The 16231-nt window shown below is 42.3% G+C and carries 15 protein-coding genes; 10 read left to right on the plus strand and 5 right to left on the minus strand.

Annotated features, from left to right (window positions below; all coding sequences use genetic code 11):
• The first annotated feature begins 160 nt into the window (after window positions 1-160).
• From B9A91_RS19255 to B9A91_RS19270, 4 genes are all read left to right on the plus strand, one after another.
• Window positions 161-622, plus strand: a complete 462-nt coding sequence (locus B9A91_RS19255; protein WP_084240647.1) for a GNAT family N-acetyltransferase — start codon at window positions 161-163, stop codon at window positions 620-622.
• A 343-nt stretch (window positions 623-965) separates the two neighbouring features.
• Window positions 966-1475, plus strand: a complete 510-nt coding sequence (locus B9A91_RS19260; RefSeq protein WP_084240648.1) for a DinB family protein — start codon at window positions 966-968, stop codon at window positions 1473-1475.
• A 98-nt stretch (window positions 1476-1573) separates the two neighbouring features.
• Entirely contained in the window at window positions 1574-2155 is a 582-nt protein-coding gene (locus B9A91_RS19265) for a DUF4833 domain-containing protein (protein ID WP_084240649.1), read from the plus strand.
• Window positions 2156-2191: 36 nt separating this feature from the next.
• Window positions 2192-2389, plus strand: coding sequence for a hypothetical protein (locus tag B9A91_RS19270; RefSeq protein ID WP_084240650.1), 198 nt, complete (start codon window positions 2192-2194; stop codon window positions 2387-2389).
• Between the two features lie 10 nt (window positions 2390-2399).
• Here B9A91_RS19270 and B9A91_RS19275 read toward each other — a convergent pair whose 3' ends face one another.
• The 5 genes from B9A91_RS19275 to B9A91_RS19295 form a co-directional block, all read right to left on the minus strand.
• Complete coding sequence (locus B9A91_RS19275) at window positions 2400-3338, minus strand: sulfite exporter TauE/SafE family protein (RefSeq protein WP_084240651.1); 939 nt, start codon at window positions 3336-3338, stop codon at window positions 2400-2402.
• 84 nt (window positions 3339-3422) lie between these two features.
• Entirely contained in the window at window positions 3423-6359 is a 2937-nt protein-coding gene (locus tag B9A91_RS19280; RefSeq protein ID WP_084240652.1) for a TonB-dependent receptor, read from the minus strand.
• A 302-nt stretch (window positions 6360-6661) separates the two neighbouring features.
• Window positions 6662-8029 (minus strand): MATE family efflux transporter, encoded by a 1368-nt coding sequence (locus B9A91_RS19285; protein WP_084240653.1) that lies wholly within the window; start codon window positions 8027-8029, stop codon window positions 6662-6664.
• Window positions 8030-8159: 130 nt separating this feature from the next.
• On the minus strand, window positions 8160-8783 hold the full coding sequence (locus B9A91_RS19290; RefSeq protein ID WP_084240654.1) for an AlbA family DNA-binding domain-containing protein: 624 nt from the start codon (window positions 8781-8783) through the stop codon (window positions 8160-8162).
• A gap of 17 nt (window positions 8784-8800) precedes the next feature.
• Window positions 8801-9286, minus strand: a complete 486-nt coding sequence (locus B9A91_RS19295; RefSeq protein WP_084240655.1) for a DUF4442 domain-containing protein — start codon at window positions 9284-9286, stop codon at window positions 8801-8803.
• An 81-nt stretch (window positions 9287-9367) separates the two neighbouring features.
• Between B9A91_RS19295 and B9A91_RS19300 the strand changes: the two genes are divergently transcribed.
• The 6 genes from B9A91_RS19300 (at window position 9368) to B9A91_RS19325 (ending at window position 16169) form a co-directional block, all read left to right on the plus strand.
• Window positions 9368-9673 carry a phosphoribosylpyrophosphate synthetase gene (locus B9A91_RS19300; protein WP_084240656.1) on the plus strand — a complete coding sequence of 102 codons (306 nt, stop codon included), beginning with the start codon at window positions 9368-9370 and terminating at the stop codon, window positions 9671-9673.
• Between the two features lie 59 nt (window positions 9674-9732).
• Window positions 9733-9942 (plus strand): coproporphyrinogen III oxidase, encoded by a 210-nt coding sequence (locus B9A91_RS19305; RefSeq protein ID WP_084240779.1) that lies wholly within the window; start codon window positions 9733-9735, stop codon window positions 9940-9942.
• 119 nt (window positions 9943-10061) lie between these two features.
• Window positions 10062-11285 (plus strand): MFS transporter, encoded by a 1224-nt coding sequence (locus B9A91_RS19310; RefSeq protein WP_084240657.1) that lies wholly within the window; start codon window positions 10062-10064, stop codon window positions 11283-11285.
• An 80-nt stretch (window positions 11286-11365) separates the two neighbouring features.
• A complete protein-coding gene (gene hemF, locus B9A91_RS19315) occupies window positions 11366-12262 on the plus strand; it encodes an oxygen-dependent coproporphyrinogen oxidase (RefSeq protein ID WP_084240658.1) in 897 nt (298 codons plus the stop codon).
• A gap of 129 nt (window positions 12263-12391) precedes the next feature.
• Complete coding sequence (gyrA, locus tag B9A91_RS19320) at window positions 12392-14995, plus strand: DNA gyrase subunit A (protein ID WP_084240659.1); 2604 nt, start codon at window positions 12392-12394, stop codon at window positions 14993-14995.
• Window positions 14996-15092: 97 nt separating this feature from the next.
• Entirely contained in the window at window positions 15093-16169 is a 1077-nt protein-coding gene (locus B9A91_RS19325; RefSeq protein WP_084240660.1) for a tetratricopeptide repeat protein, read from the plus strand.
• Window positions 16170-16231: the final 62 nt, after the last annotated feature.

The following is a 16231-nucleotide window of genomic DNA, read 5'->3' on the forward strand; positions in this document are numbered from 1 at the left end:
ACAGCTGGTCCTTTATTGTATGATATCTGAATCAATCGTAGCCAGGCCGGGTACAGTGGTAGTTTAGACGCCAATTGGTCGTCATTTTCCGGGCAACTCCCCGCTGACAACGAAACAATTCCCTGGAGGATAATCTTAAACAGACTTTTAATAAATAGTAATGGGTATAATTATAAGAGTGGCGAGGCCAGAAGATCTGGACGTTTTGTTGGAATTTGAACAGGGGGTTGTGTCGGCAGAGCGGCCGTTTAACCCTACCCTTATTGATGGTAAGATTCAATATTATGATTTGAATTATTTGATGTCTACGGAGCAGGCAGTGGTTGCAGTAGCTGAAGAAGAAGGTATAGCAATTGCCAGCGGATATGCCCTCATTAAAAAAGCGGAGAAGCCCTATTTTAATTTTGACACCTATGCGTACCTCGGTTTTATGTATGTTAAACCGGAATACAGGGGTAGAGGCGTTAATAAACTGATATTGGATTTTTTGATGGATTGGTCAAAAGAAAAAGGTATCTCAGAAATCAGGCTGGATGTGTATGACAAGAATGAATCTGCTATAGCAGCCTATGAAAAGGCAGGCTTTGAACCTCTATTACTTACCATGAGGTTGAGGTCTTAAACCCCTATAAAAAAAGAAAGAGGCGTCTCATCCAAGCACTCCTCTATTCTAACCAAATATAAACCTGTATGAACGGGTTTTCTCTTTAATTCTGCCAGTGTTAGCCTGGACAGAAATTGTTGTCATTTTTAACACTACAAATGTACATACTTTTTTGATATAGTGTATATAGTACACTATTAAAATTTCATTTTTATGACTTTAATTTTATAATTGTCGCAAATAACCCTCTTTTTTGACGCTTTTAAAGCCTTTTTTGAAAAATAATTCCCTTATTTTTATTTTAAAATAAGCTTAAAATTATACTCAATCCATACACTTTAATCTTTAAAAACACCAAATCATGAGCAGAAATGAACTTATAAAAGCAGTAGAAAATGCGATATCAGGCTTTCAGGAGCAGCTTTCTTTAATCGATACAAATCAACTCAATACCATACCCTATGAAGGAAGCTGGACAGCCGGGCAGCTGGGACAACACATGCGTATGGCCAATTCAGGTTTTGTGGAAGTAATTAACGGACCGGTTAAAGATACCGAACGGGCAGCGGATGCCCAGGTAGCAGGTATCAGGGAAACTTTCCTGAATTTCGGCTTAAAAATGGATGCCCCCGATTTTGTAGTGCCCGAATTGAGGGAATATAAGAAAGATAGTCTGGTGAACGGCCTGGAGAAAGTAAAACAGGATGTGGTCAGGGCGATTGAGGAACTTGATCTGGATAAAACCTGTGTTGCGTTTGAATTGCCGGTTTACGGATACCTGACGCGGCTTGAGGCCATTACTTTTATCATTTATCACACCCAAAGGCATGCACAGCAGCTTAGCCGCATTCGGGAAAGCCTGCAAGCCTGATCTGCAGCTCGGGTAAATATCGTCTTAATGTAAAATAACTATCCTGCAGGCGGTATGCGGAGCTTTTGCTTTAAATTTGAATGCTCAAAAGGACATCCATGAAAACAACTTCGATAACGATTCGCGCACACTTCTCATCTTGGTTGCTGATGGCCTTGTTTGTATGCCAGGGGGCTTTTGCACAAACTGCCGATAATAGTGACCCTTCACCTTTAAAGTTTCCGGTTCCCCAGGGGATCAGTAACCAGTTGTTCTATTTACAGAGAGATCCCAATACCAATACCATCATTTGTGAGCTGAACGTAGATGGAAATGGGGAACTGAATAAGAAAGAGCCTATAAAGGTATATTGGCTGCGTTATGCAGAAAAAGGAGAGAAGGAGGGCTTGAGTTATATCCAAAAGAAGTTTGCTTATGGCATTCAGACCAGGGATATAGGGAATGATCAGTACGAGCTTAAATTCGTATCCTACAAAAAGTTTCCGATGTACCTGATGAGATCAGCAGAAGACAAAAAATACCATGTATATGTTACGGCCAATAAAAAGAAGATCCAGCTGGAACGTATCTTTCTTCGGATAGAAGGTGGGTCTTTCTGGCTGCCCAATGTAAAATATGTGGAGTTGAAAGGGCTCAATACGGCTAACAAGGCACAAACTGTGGAAAGAATAAAAGTTTAATTTTTGTTATCTTTATTAAACTAATTATTTAAAGTCATGGAAAAAGAAGCCATTATATCACTTTTAGAGATCATTGACCAGCAGGTAAGTTCTTCTATACTGGGCGGAATGGAAGAAACTTACGAGGAACTGGAGAGATTAGGATACATCAGGATAAACAGGGACAGCGTTCAGCATTCTGCATCCATTACCGCAGAAGGTTTAAACTACCTGGATCATGTAAGGAGGGAATAAAATAATCTCCCTAAAACAATTTACCGAGGGACATCCAGATGATGCGGATGCTGGATATGATGACGATTACGGCAACCCCGATAAACATCTTTTTAATGGGAAGTTTACCTACCAGTTTGGCTGCTATTGGTGCCGCTATTACCCCACCAACGATCAGGCCGATAATGGATTGCCAGTGACTTACACCCAATATAAAAAAGAAGGTGATGGCGCTTGCCATGGTCACAAAAAACTCCGTTAAACTTACTGAGCCAATAACATATTTAGGCGTTCGTCCTTTAGATATAAGTGTGGATGTTACCAGCGGCCCCCATCCGCCGCCGCCAAAAGAATCCAGAAAACCTCCGGCACCGGCCAGCCAGCCGGCACGTTTAACCTTTTGGGGTTTTGGTTTTTCTTTAAATGCATTGCTTAGTATGCGGATTCCCAGCAAAAGCGTGTATATGGATATCACCGGCCTGATCCATTGCGAAAAGGCATCTCCGGCATAGCCCAGTAAAATTGCCCCTGCAATTGCCCCCAGTACACCGGGGATAAGCAATGTTTTGAACAACTTCTTATTGACATTCCCGAAACGATAATGGCTGAAGCCAGAGGCGCCACTGGAAAACATTTCGGCAGTATGTATACTGCCCGATATCACTGCGGGGTTTAATCCGCCGGATAACAACAAGGTAGTAGATACTACACCATAGCCCATGCCCAGCGCCCCGTCTACCAGTTGCGCCAGAAAACCTACCGCCAGCATCCAGAAGAATTTCTGATCCATCTGTCCATAGAGATCCCTGCCTAAAGCAACAAGGGTTTCATAAGTTAGATAGGAATATAGGGCATAACCTACAAAAAGGACAGTAAGGATAAGCAGACATAAATAAGCTACTGTCCTCCATTTTTTTTCCTGCGATTTACGTTGGATACTGACTTTAATTTCGTTTTCCTGGATACTCATTGGTTCTGGTAAGTTTTGTTCATCTAAAATCCGATAGCCCTTTGCGGAGCTATCGGATATACTTTTGTTATTTTTCAGACTGCCTTATTTGGTCAGCAGCCCATCTAATGTAACTGCAGCGTAGTAGAGCGCCCCAAGTGTTGGTCCGCCTGCATACTGCACGTAGTTTTTATTGAATATATTGGTGCCGCCAACTTTAAGCGTTGCTTTAGATTGCGGTACGCGGTAAGTAACCTGTGCGTCGAACGTATTGAAGGCCGGTACTGTTCCGTTAACAAGCGGGCTTTCCCACAAGAATTCTTCCTGCCATTTCCATGCAATGTTGAAACCCAGGTTTTTCAGGATCTCGCGGTTACCAAAAGAAATATTCGTAGACCATTTAGGGGTATTGAAGCCAGTTACGAAAACATCTGCCTGTTTATTTTTCGTGATGTCGTTAAAGCTGACATTACCTACAACTGTATATTTTTCAAAGAAATTATAGGTGATACCTAAAGAAGAACCGTAGTTGTTGTATTTGTTTTTTGCATTGGTATAAACCCTGTAGCGTGTTTGCTGGGCATTTCTTTTAGAAGCCAGCGCGGCAATGGCCGCATCATCCGACCCAACGGTAAGCTGGCTGGTAAGGCCGGCTGCATAAGGGACGGCCACTTCTACCTGGCCAAGAAAACCGTCATACTGGTTCACATAGGCATCTATATCAACCACCAGCTTGTTGTCTAAAAGGATGCTTTTGTAGCCCACCTCAAATGAATTGATCCGCTCTGGCCTGGTTGCCGACAGGCTTGTGATTTCCAGCAGTGCCTTGTTGTTGATGGCAGCCTGGTTTTCTGTTAAGGTACCCCCGGAAGCCTTAACATCGGCGTTTACCTTTGCATTGAACACATTAATGGAAGACAAGGTGTAGGAGTTATCCAGGTAATTGAGGCCATCGTTGATGTAAGACAAACCGCCAACCCTTCTGATATTTCCATTGTTTACAAAAGATACCGCTTCAAATAAAGCCGGGAACCGGTACCCGTTTTGGAAAGAGGCGCGGAAGTTGTGCCTTTTGGCTATAGTATAAACCGCAGCCACTCTTGGATTGATCTTCGCTTCAAATTCAGGATTGTAGTCTACACGGATAGAACCGAACAATTTCAGCTTTTCATCAAAGAAAGTTTTGGTGACCTGAGAAAAAGCGCCGAATTTTTTATAATACACATTATCCCCAAAAGAGCCATCCGCTAAAGGTTTGTTCCTGTCGGCCAGGGGTCTTTTAAAATCTACAAAGTTATTCCCATCAGGGATCACCTCGTAAATACGGGCATCGGCACCGATCAACAGGTCTAATACCTTGGTGTACTTGGATAAGTTCCACTGTGCATCGGCATGATAGGTACGGCTTTCCTGTTTTAACCAGGCGCCACCCGTAACCGGAGCACCGGCTACATTTTTAGCATGGTCCCAGTTGTTGATGCCAATGATTGTTTTTTTAAGCTCGTTAAACTGAGCGGTGCCAGGTTCTGCCCGCCCTGCATCAGCAGCAATTCTGCCCAATCTGAGTGCATCGGCTAAAGATGATCCATTGTTCAGGGCATTCTGCGCGGCAGTTTTAAAATCTGCACCCCAAACACTGTTCGATTTGTTGGTCAGGTCTAGGTTATCTACCAAAGGCTTAATGTTGTAAGAATCGCCGGTAGATTCGCTCGACATATAGGTGCGGATAAAATAGTTATCGCCTTTTAACTCTAGTTTATGGTTCTGAACAATTACATTATCCAGCTGTATTTTATTTCCCCGCTGGAATACGCCATCCATTTTACCAATACGATAAGAGTAGGAGAGTTCGGCGTTATCGTTCAGGCGATAATGAAGGGCAGCATCAAATTTCAGGTTGTCGATATTAGGGCTAACCACATCTTTTTCCCAATAGCCTGTACGGCGTGTAATGATGCTGTTTGCCGAACCTTTTCCCGGAATGGTTAAACCGCTAATGGTTACGGCATTGCTTCCGCTGTCGTCGCCATATTTGTTCCAGGCATCATAGGCGGGGTTATCGGCATCAGCATTCAGCTCAGGGTAAGCCGGGTTTGCAGTTACGAGGTTATTGGGGTTCTGGTTGGTGCGTGTATCTGAAACCCAATCCGTACCTCTTAAATAGCTGAGGTTGATTTTAAAAGCAAACTTATTGTTAAATGCCTTTGCATAGCGAATTGATGTTTCTGTCAGATTGCTCAGGTCTCTGCCTGTTCCACCTATGTGGTTTACCCCGGTTTTCTGGTAAAAGCTTAATCCCTGGTAAAGGAATGGGCTTTTGGTAATTAAATTGGCCATACCGTTGATGGCATTCATGCCATACAATGCAGAGGCCGCACCGGGGGTGATCTCTACACTGGCAATGTCCAGCTCAGTAGGGCCAATGGCATTGCCCAGGGGAACGCCTAAGGTTGCAGCCTGCATATCCACACCATCAACCAGCTGCATAAATCGGAAGTTGTTCGGGATGTTAAAGCCCCTTGTGTTGGGTACTTTAAAAGTTAAGCTTGAAGTAATCATCTGGACGCCTTTCACGTTTTCAAGTGCATCGTAAAAGCTCGGTGCAGGCGATTCCCGAATGGCCCGGATGTCCAGCTTTTCAATCGCTACAGGCGATTTAAGAATACTTTCTTCAACCCGGGAAGCCGTAATTACCACTTCCTGTCCCAGTTGGGTTTGGGTAACCATGGCAATGTTTATCCTGGAATCGGTACCCTTTACCTCAAATTCCTGGGTTTGAAAGCCTACGCTCGACACCACCAGTGTAAAAGGGAATTTAGCTTTGGTCTTTAAATTGAATTCACCATCTGATCCGGTAGAAATTCCGTTAACTGTTCCTTTAATGAGTACGTTAACTCCCGGAAGGGGCTCTTTGGTTCCTTCGTCTATAATTTTGCCTGATATGACAATGAAGTTATTTCCCTGTGCGTAGGTTTTTTGATGGAACAGGGCTGCCACAGGCAGTATGATCAGATATAAAAATTTATGGATGTGCAGTTTCATTTTAATGTTTGAAAAATAAAAATCGATATGATGTTGATTGCTTGGGCTTTGATTTCAGATCAACAACAACAGGCAGATGGCCAGGAATTATTTTTCGGCGAGGTAGGATCATTTAGATTGCGTAGTTTTAGTTTCATATAATTTCTATCAAATTAGTCGACAATGTTAGTTCAACTTTTTTAATATTCAAAATAATTCTACTAATTTTATAGATTTAATTTTCAAAATCTGCTTCCACAGGTTTTCAGGGCCACAATAGGAGTGGCCCTGAAAACGGCGCAAATAGAAATAAGATAGCGTTGTTAATCTCCAGAACTGCTGATCAGCACTTTCGTTTTGCTCTGGAACCTGATGAAGAGCAGGACAGAGGCGGTAAGCAAGCCAAATGTGAGGCCGTACCAGATGCCGTTAACCCCAAGCCCCAACACTATACCCAGCAGGTATCCCAGGGGGATGCCAATGATCCAGTAGGCAATAAAGGTAATGATGGTAGGGATGTTCACATCACCAACACCACGTAAAACACCGAGTCCGACTACCTGTGTGCCATCAAATAGCTGAAAGAAGCCTGCAATGATCAATAGCTGAGCAGCTATGCTGATTACAGCTTTATCTTCCGTATAGATATACGGAAGAAAGTTGTTGGCTGCGATAAACATAATTGCTGTTATGCTCATGAACAAAAGAATGACATGATAGCTGGCAATGGCTGATTTCCTGAGATCATCAAAGTTCTGTTTACCAAAATTATTGCCCGTTTTAATGGTCGCAGCTGATGCAATTCCGCTGGCCATCATATAAGTTACCGCGGCCAGGTTAATGGCAACCTGGTGCGCAGCCTGTTCTACAGCACCAATGGTGCCGATCAGAATGGCGGCACCGCTAAAGGCACTGATTTCAAATGAATATTGTAAGGCAACAGGCGCACCGATTTTTACAATTTTCAGGCTCCTCACTTTATCTATGCAGGTTAACCTGAAACTTTGAATGTAGCGCTTAAAATGTTCCGAACGCATCACGTAGGCCGACATCACTATAGCCATTAGGGTACGGTCTATCAATGTGCTTAGTCCTACACCTTTAACACCCATTGCAGGTATGCCAAACATTCCTTTTACAAAGATAATTCCAAGGATCACATTCAGCAGGTTACCCCATATGGAAACAAACATGGCCTGTTTGGTAAAGCCAAGACCTTCGGCAAATTGTTTGAAAGTCTGGAATATCATTAAGGGTATAATGGAAATTCCCAGATAGCCCAGATAAGGCTTTGCGTAAGCCACTACCTCTGGCGATTGACCAATATGGTCTATGACCAGTAAAGTGCCCAGGTGAACAAAAGTATACAGGATTAAGGCAGTAAAGAAATTGATGATGAGACTGTTTGACAACAGCTTTCCACATTCCTCATAGTTTTTACGGCCATTTTCCTGTGCAATCAATGGGGTTAATCCATAAGCCAGGCCCATGCCGATCACCAGGATCAGCATAAATAAACTGTTTACAAGCGATACGGCCGCGAGCTGAACAGTTCCGGCAAAATGACCTACAATAACACTATCGGCCAGATGCACCAGGGTATGTCCAAGCTGAGACACTACGATAGGCATGGCCAGACGTAAATTATCGGAATAATAAGGTTTGTATTTTGTATAAAGACTCGTCAACATTCGGGCAAAAATCGGGTTTTTAAGGCTGATTTTTGCCAGTTCAATTTGAAATTATTGATGAAACACGGTTTAAAACGTTTAAAATAATATCGGCAGAGCGGAAATGAATTTGGTATGACACGGGCATTGCTCAGTTACCGGTAAAATATTCTTCCTTTTCGGAGGAATGGGGTGTAATTACACCACTGATGATCAGGTTTACCAATACCTTTTGTGCCTGCCTGTACGAACTCCTGGTTAGCTTGCTGAATTCCTTCAGGGTGATGCGGCCTTTCTCACCCAGATGCTCAAAAAGCTTTTTCTCCTGTTCTGTATAAGTAATCAGCTGCCCGTTTTTATCGCTGCTTTTTTTGATCACATCAACCATGATCTTACTGGCGAGCAAACTTTTGTCTTTAACCCGGTAATATACCCACCATTTCTTGTTTTCATCCAGCGCATAGTGGGGCTTGGTATCACTCGCTGCGATCTTAACCACAAGGACCAGTTTATCATCTACATATACCTCTTCAAATTCTGGTTCAATAGCGGGCTTGCAAAACTGGTGTGCTGATTTCGTGATCATATACCGTTCTTCATCTTCCGATTTTACACCTTTTATGCTGCCATCGTCGGCCACGCCGATCAACAGCTGCCCGCCCTTATTGTTGGCAAATGCAACAAGGCTTTTGGCTATTTTTTCATTGCTGGTAATGGTTTTTTTGAAATCTAATGTGGTACCTTCACCCTGTAAAATTAGTTTCCTGATATTCATCTGCGTTTCTTAAAGGGTTAATAAGCAATACGTGGTTCTTCTCCCTGATGGAGGTTCCGTATATAAACCTCGTTCATTACTGTGGCACAAAGCTCCCCGGCTGCATTTGTAATTTCCATTGGATAGGCTTTTACAAACTTACCGCTGGTATTTAACGCTATTATGGCATCGTTTAGCATTTCATCCGTAACTGTTATGGTAAAATATAAATTTCCCCTTCCTGGTTTAAGGTACTGAATGGAGGCGCTTTTAAGCCAGACCCGCACTTTGAAGCCTGCTCTTTGCAGCAATTGATCGAACAGCAGGGCATAGAAGGGGTCGGTTGCCGCATAAATGGTGCCGCCAAAAATAGAACCATTGTAGTTTTTATTTAAAAGGCTTTTTGCAATTTTCACATCAACGCCCCGAAAACCCTTATGAAATTTTCTGACCCATATGCGCTGAAATAATAAAGGAGGATATAAACACAAGCCCCATTTAAGGGTTTTTTCCGATACAACCATGATGCTTAAATATCAGAAAGTTTATTGAACAATAAAATTTAATTGTACTGTGAAAAGGTAAAATTTTAGTAAATTAGAACCATGTACATATACGACACCCTTACCGACGCAGTATCAGACCTGGAGAAACGGGGCTACGAACACGATTTCAATTTAACAGCTGAATATATAGAGTGTAAAGCTATAGACATTCAGTTGATGCCGGAAGAATTTGAGATTGACGAGTTTTATCGTTTTGAAGGAATGACCGATCCGGATGATAGTGCAGTCATCTATGCCATTTCATCTCCTGTGGGTAATTTAAAGGGCGTACTTATCGACGCTTATGGCGCATATGCTGAGAATATCTCGCCGGAATTGCTGGATAAATTAAAGGTACATCATTAGCATTTTAAAACTTTTTACAGGAAAGGGTTGTTAATCAATTGAATTTAAAACAGATCCTTATGAAAAAGCTAATTTTAAGTCTTGCTGTTGCCGGTACTTTGACAATAGCCATCTCAGCATGCAATTCAACAAAAAATGTTTCGGGCAGTTCAGATACAACGAGGGTTGACACAACAATGGCTGTGCCACCCGCAGACACAACTAAAAAAATGCCGGATACCATGAAAACAATGCCGCCTGATACCACAAAAATGCCACCTTCCCGATAACGTTAAGGCAAAAAAGAAATGAAAAGGCCGTTCATTTTTATAATGATTACGGCCTTTTTCATATAAAAATTCTCAGTCATTAAATTTGTTTGTACTTTCAGTTGCCAAACAAAACCCATATGACTGAAAAAGAGAAAAACAAAAACCGGTTTTTTCTGATCCTGGTAGCCGCACTTGGTTATTTTGTAGATATATACGACCTGCTTTTGTTCCTGATCATCAAAAACAAAAGCCTTACCGCGCTTGGTGTCCCTGCCGGTAGAATAACAGCAACCGGACTGAACCTGATGAACTGGCAAATGGCTGGTTTGCTGATTGGTGGCGTATTCTGGGGTATGTTAGGTGATAAAAAAGGCAGACTTTCTGTGCTTTTTGGTTCTATACTGATGTATTCCCTGGCCAATATTGCCAATGGTTTTGTAAACAGCATACCTATGTATGCAGCATTGAGGTTTATTGCCGGACTGGGCCTGGCCGGTGAGTTGGGGGCGGGCATTACACTGGTCAGTGAAAGTATGAGCAAGGAGAAAAGGGGATATGGTACGATGATGGTTGCTGGTATCGGCCTGAGCGGGGCAGTAGCAGCCTACCTGGTAGGCGACCATTTTGAATGGCGTACCGCCTTTTTTGTAGGAGGGGCATTAGGGATAATACTTTTACTCTTAAGGATTGGTGTTTTTGAATCCGGGATGTTTCATGCCATGACAAAAAAGGAGGTCTCCAAAGGGAATTTTATGATGCTGTTCTCAGACCGGAAACGTTTCTTTAAATACCTGAATTGTATACTGATAGCCGTTCCGCTTTGGTTCGTGGTAGGGATACTGATAGGTATAGCGCCCGACTTTGGTAAGGCCCTGAACGCCAGGGATGCACTAGACAATGGCAAGGGCGTGATGTTTGCCTACATCGGCATTTCGCTGGGGGATTTCCTGACCGGCGCATTGAGCCAGGTATTTAAAACCCGAAAGAAGATCGTTTTCGTTTTTTTAACGCTTACTTTTTGCACTATGCTTTTTTATCTGTTCAATACAGGCTGGACAGCTTCGGGCTTTTATACGCTATGCCTGCTGTTCGGAATTTTTACAGGGTATTGGGTAGTATTCGTGACCATGGCTGCAGAGCAGTTTGGTACCAATTTAAGGGCCACGGTAACCACGAGTGCCCCAAATATGGTGAGAGGTTCTTTGATCCTGGTTACCCTATTGTTTCAGTGGCTGCTGGGCAGTATGGGGATCATTAAAGCGGCCTTATGCGTTGGCATAATTACCGTGGGCCTGGCTTATATTGCCCTCTATAACCTGGATGAAACCTATGGACGCGATCTTGATTTCATTGAAGAATAGTGTCAAAACAATGTACTATCTGTAAATTTAGCAGACCTTGACCTTTTATTAAGGTTAACTTTGAGCTTAGTTTTACTGAAATGGTGTTTAAAGATAAAGTAGTAGCGGCCTATCAGAAGATCCAGGACGAGATTTGTACCAGTCTGGAGCTTGCCGATGGAAAGGCAAAGTTTGAGCAGGAGATCTGGAACAGGGAAGGTGGAGGCGGTGGAAGAACCCGCATCATGCAGCATGGGGATGTGATTGAAAAAGGAGGGGTTAATTTTTCAGCAGTGCACGGAAAATTACCTGATCCGATTAAAAAAGCCTTTAAGGTAGAGAGCGATGAGTTTTTTGCAACAGGTGTATCGATTGTCATGCACCCTTCAAACCCGTTTGTACCCATCATTCACATGAATATCCGTTATTTCGAAATGGATGAACACACCAGGTGGTTTGGGGGTGGGATAGACTTAACCCCACATTACATCATTGATACAGACGCCCGTTTTTTTCACCACCTTTTAAAGCAGACCTGCGATAAATTTGATCCCGAATTTTATACCAGGTTTAAAACGAATGCAGACGATTATTTCTTTATCAAACACAGAGAAGAAACCAGGGGAGTTGGAGGCATATTTTACGACCGGTTAAAACCCGAAAATACAGGCTTATCTTTTGAACAATTGCTCGATTATTCCATTGCTGTCGGAAATACCTTTATTCCTGCCTATACAGAACTGATTGAAAGAAACAGGGATAAGGAATTTACGGCCCAGCAGCAGGAATGGCAATACCTGCGCAGGAGCAGATATGCTGAGTTTAACCTGGTTTACGATGCAGGTACCAAGTTTGGCCTTGAAACCAACGGACGCATAGAATCTATACTGATGAGCCTGCCGCCAATGGCCAAATGGACATACAATTACCAGCCTGTTTCGGGCAGTGAAGAGTCGTACACTTTAAGCAAACTAAAAAAGGGAATTACATGGGCATAAATGCCTGATAAATGCCGGATTTATAGGTTAAAATTTTTCCACAATGCGCCTTTATGGCGCATTTTTTATTAGATTCGCAAGGTTATAAGAATACCACATTTAAAGCGTTCTTAAGGAACATTAAGATTTATGGCAGAAGATTTAGAAAATCAGGAAAACGACAAAATAATTAGAATCGATATTGACGAGCAGATGCGGTCCGCGTACATCGATTATTCGATGTCGGTTATCGTATCGAGGGCTCTGCCCGATGTTCGGGATGGTTTAAAACCGGTTCACCGCCGTGTTTTATACGGAATGCTCGATCTGGGATTAACAAACAACAAACCATATAAAAAGTCAGCACGTATTGTTGGAGAGGTACTGGGTAAGTACCACCCGCATGGTGATGCATCGGTATACAACACCATGGTAAGGATGGCCCAGGAATGGAGCCTGCGTTACCTGATGGTAGAAGGACAGGGTAACTACGGTTCAATTGACGGTGACTTTCCGGCGGCAATGCGTTATACAGAGGCCCGTTTCCAGAAAATAGCCGAAGAGATGCTGGCCGATATCAATAAAGACACGGTTGATTTCCAGTTAAACTTCGATGATTCACTGGAAGAACCAACTGTTCTTCCCTCAAAAGTGCCCAACCTGCTCATCAATGGTTCATCTGGTATTGCTGTAGGTATGGCAACAAACATGCCTCCGCACAACATTACTGAAACCATTAACGCCACCATAGCCTATATTGAGAACAATGAGGTTACGGTTGCTGAACTGATGAAACACATTAAAGCTCCGGATTTTCCTACAGGAGCCATTATTTATGGCTATACAGGCGTACAGGAAGCATTTGAAACTGGCAGAGGCCGTATTGTCATGCGTGCCAAAGCTGAAATTGAAGCTTCAAAAGACCGTGAAACCATTATTGTAACAGAAATACCTTATCAGGTAAATAAGGCCCAGATGATTGAGCGTACAGCTGAATTGATTGGCGAGAAAAAAATTGAAGGTATTTCCAACATTAAAGATGAGTCCAATAAAGATGGTATCCGCATTGTTTATGAAATAAAACGAGATGCAAATGCCTCTATTGTTTTGAATAACCTGTTTAAGCAAACCGCTTTACAGACTTCATTTAGTGTAAACAATATCGCCCTTGTTAAGGGCAGGCCACAGTTATTGAACCTGAAAGACCTGATCCACTATTTTGTGGAGCACAGGCACGAGGTGGTGATCCGCAGGACCAAGTTTGAACTTGCTGAAGCCAAGAAACGTGCCCATATCCTTGAGGGTTTACTGATTGCATTGGATCACCTTGATGAAGTAATTCAGCTGATCCGTAGTTCAGATACCCCTGAAGATGCCAGGACAGGCTTAATGGAGAAATTTGGTCTGACTGACATTCAGGCCCGGGCCATTCTTGATATGACCCTGCGCAGGTTAACAGGTCTGGAACGTGATAAGATCAAAGAAGAGTACAACGAATTGATGAAAACCATCGAATACTTACAGTCAATTTTAGATGATGAAGGAAAACGTATGCAGATCATCAAGGACGAGCTGACTGAAATGAAGGAGAAATATGGTGATGAACGCAGAACCTCCATTGTACATTCTGCGGAAGACATGAGTATGGAAGACTTCATCGAGGATGAGGAAGTTGTCATTACCATTTCTCATGAAGGCTACATCAAACGTACCCCTGCTACGGAGTATCGTACACAGGGACGTGGCGGAAAAGGATCAAAAGGCAGCGACTCCAGGAATGAGGACTTTATTGAGCACCTGCTTATTGCCTCAAACCATAACTATATGCTGTTCTTCACCGAAGCCGGCCGTTGCTTCTGGTTAAGGGTTTATGAAATTCCTGAAGGATCAAGGATCAGTAAAGGAAGAGCAATCCAGAACATCATCAATATTCCTAAAGAGGAGAAAATCAAAGCCTTTATCAAGGTTAAAAACCTGAAAGACCAGGAATACCTTGAAAACAATTACATCATTATGTGTACCAAAAAGGGAACGATTAAGAAAACCTCTTTAGAGGCTTATTCGAGACCAAGGGTAAATGGCATCAATGCTATAAACATCAATGAAGGTGATCAGCTGCTTGAAGCAAGTTTGACTACGGGTTCAAGTGAAATTGTAATGGCTTTGCGCTCAGGAAGGGCTATCCGCTTCAATGAAACCAAGGTAAGACCAATGGGCAGAACGGCCACAGGAGTAAGGGGAGTGACACTGGCACATGAAAAAGACGAGGTGATTGGCATGATTGCTGTAGATGATCCAGGAGCAACTGTACTGGTAGTTTCAGAAAAAGGTTATGGTAAACGGACTGATATTGAAGACTACCGTGTTACCAACCGGGGTGGTAAAGGTGTTAAAACCATTAACATTACAGAAAAAACCGGAAACCTTGTTGCTATTAAAAATGTTACTGATGCAGATGATTTAATGATCATCAATAAATCTGGCATCGTAATCAGGATTGTGGTTAGCGAATTAAGGGTAATGGGCCGTGCCACACAGGGCGTCCGTCTGATTAATCTTAAGGGAAGTGATGAGATCGCTTCCGTAGCCAGGATTGAGCACGAAGAAGAGGAAAGCGAAGAGATAGAAAGCCATGTAGTAGTAGATGGTGAACCTGCTGGTGAAGTAGAAGATGAACCGGCTGAAGATGCTGCTGAAGAAGAGGGCGAGGAAGGCGAAGAAAGCGGTGAGGACACTGAAGGAGAGGAAGCTTAAGGAACAAAGAGCCGGATGGCTCATAAATAAACGCAATAAATAAAATAAAAGATGAACCTGATCGTTTCATCAACATTAAAAAACAAAAGATAAAAAGATGAAAAAAGTACTTTTAGGAATGTTGTTTGTAGGTGTCGCCTCACTCGCAAACGCTCAAAAAAGTGAAATCAGCGAAGCCAAAAAAGCATGGAATCTTTTAAGTATTACTTCGGGTAAGACCCTTGCTGATAATTTAAAAGCGCTTAATGACGGGTTAGGGCATACTGATAAAGCTATAGCAAATGAGAAGTCTAAAGATTTACCGGATGCATGGTCTTACAGAGCGCTGTTTGCTTCCAGAATTGCCCTGGTAGATTCAGTAGACCTGAACAATGCCAAGGCCAATCAAAAAATAGCTGAAGAAGCCATTACAAAAGCCAAAGCCTTAGATACCAAAGGCGCTGAAAAAGATAATATTCAAACGGCAAGCGTAAATGTAGAGAATGCTTTAAGAAACAGGGCCATCTATGCTTTCAACAAAAAGAATTTTGAAGGAGCACTGGAAGCTTTTAACGAGATTACCACTAAAAACCCTAACGACACCACCATGTATGTAAATGCTGGTGTAACCGCGAAGGAACTGCAGAATTATCCTGAGGTAGTGCGTAACTTTAAAAAAGCGATTGACCTGAATTATAAAGATTCAAAAGTCCTGTATTCAGAGATCGTGAATATTACTTTTGATAAGATCAAAGACAGCGTTGGCGGACTGGCCATTTTAAAAGAGGCTTCTGCTAAATTCCCTGATGATTCTTATTTCATCGGTATGGAAACTGACCTTTACATTAAAAAAGGAGATATTGAAAAATCTCAGGAAATGCTAACCAAGCTGATCGCCAAAGACCCTAAGAATGCAATTTATCAGTATTTGATGGGGGATACCTATTACAAGCAGGCTTTAGCAATTCAAACCAAAAGAAATGCTTTGGATGTGAAGAAAACTAAAGAATTCAATGAACTGGGTGCGAAAATGACCAAATTAATTGATCAGTCTGTGCCTTATTATAAAGCGGCCTTAGATCTTGATCCAAAAAATGTAAATGCTTTGGAGAACCTGAAGATCATTTACCTGTTTAAAGACGATAAGGTAAATTACGAAGCTATCAATAAAAAACTGGCAGAGTTAAAGCCATAATTCATTCAGAATAACACATTAAAAAGAGGGGTAATTTTTATCCCTCTTTTTTTTTTTTAAGT

The organism is Pedobacter africanus (assembly GCF_900176535.1).
Lineage (GTDB): Bacteria > Bacteroidota > Bacteroidia > Sphingobacteriales > Sphingobacteriaceae > Pedobacter > Pedobacter africanus.